Below are 1,677 nucleotides of genomic sequence, written 5' to 3'. Positions count from 1 at the left end.
ATCACAGGTCAAACTGCTTTAACACTCAATTTAGACTTCACAATTCCTAATAATCACTTGGCAAGGGTAATCGGCTGGTTTGTAGATTCTATTCCGGAAGATGTCTTGCTGGATGATACCGCTAAAACTGGACGGCCTGCTTATCATCCAGCTATGATGCTTAAGATCTTGCTTTTTGCTTATTCCAGAAGAGTATTTTCAGGCAGAAAGATTGAATTAATGCTGGAAGAAAATCTGCCAATGATGGTGCTAGCCGAGCATCAAAAGATTTCATACCATACTATCAATAACTTCAGATCCAGCGATCATGCCAATGAGCTGGTAAAGAAAAGCTTCCTTTACTTTACCAATTTGTTAGAGCAAGAGGGCCTAATCAATGAAGGAGCGATCTTTATTGACGGCACCAAGATTGAAGCTGATGCCAATCGCTATACTTTTGTTTGGCGCAAAGCAGTTGAAAAGTTTCATGAAAAGCTCAAAGGACAGGCAGTTGAGCTGTATGATGAATTGATTGCCAAAGAAGTTGTCAAAGCAATGGCTCAAGAAACGGCTCAGACCAGTCAGGGCTTGGCAGAACTGGCACAAGAAACCGAAGCTGAAATTGAAAAGCTGACTGAGGAAATTGAGCAAGAGCCAAAAGCTATTCCTGGCGGCTCGCCCAGAAAAGCAAGAAGGCGCGGCCTTAAAAAGCTGCTTAATAAACTAGGAAAAGATTACATTCCTCGAATGAAGAAATACGAAGAAGCAGAAGAAATCTTTGCTGGACGCAACAGCTATTCCAAGACTGATCATGATGCGACTTTCATGCATATGAAGGAAGACCATATGAAGAATGGCCAGCTGAAGCCAGGCTACAATATTCAAGCCGCGACTACAGATCAATATGTAGTCGACTTTTCTTTATATTCCAACCCAACTGATTTTAAGACATTAGAACCATTTCTAAAGCAGATGACAACGCTGGACAAGTTCGATAAGATTGTCGCCGATGCTGGTTATGGCAGCGAGTACAACTATTCTATGCTAGAGAAAGAATATCCAGACAAAAAATACTTCATTCCCTATACCATGTATGAAAAGGAAAAGACCAGAAAATATCGCAACGATCCGACTAAGCTGGCCAACTGGTTCTATGATGAAAAAGATGATTACTACCTCGATCAAAATGGCGTCAGGTTCAACTTTAAATATTATAGCCAGCGCAAAGACCGCTCGACTGGTCAGGTTCGCGATTTTAAGGTTTATGAAGCAGATGAGTTTCAACTGACGCCTGAATTAGAACGCTTAGCTAAAACCAAGAGCGGTCGTCAACGCCAAGTACGCTATAATCCTAACTGGCAGTATTTAAAGGAAAAAGCCAAAGAAGTTCTTCAGAGTCCTGAAGCAGGCACATCTACAGTATGAGAAAGTATGATGTGGAGCCAATTTTTGGGCATTTGAAGAACGTCTTTGGCATGCGCCGAACTCATTTGAGAGGCAAAAAGAAGGTTGAAACTGATGTTGGCATAGCCTTCATGATGATGAATCTAAGCAAATATTGGAACAGAAGATGGTCAAAAGACCAATTTTCTTTGTTCAAAAATAAAAATAGAGAGAAAAAACGACCAATCAAACTCAAATTAAGAGTTGGAATGATCGTTTTTCAGTATCTAAGGGTTAGTTATTTCCCAGACACTT

The 1,677-nt window shown here is 40.6% G+C and carries 1 pseudogene; it reads left to right on the top strand.

Annotated elements, in window-relative coordinates:
- Positions 1-1,677: pseudogene (locus tag JCM6256_RS10265) on the top strand (IS1182 family transposase); the annotation flags it as partial.

The organism is Lactobacillus hamsteri DSM 5661 = JCM 6256, from assembly GCF_000615445.1.
Classification (GTDB): Bacteria; Bacillota; Bacilli; order Lactobacillales; family Lactobacillaceae; genus Lactobacillus; species Lactobacillus hamsteri.
The sequence above is the reverse complement of the archived record's forward strand: the minus strand, read 5'-3'. Positions and strand labels throughout refer to the sequence as shown.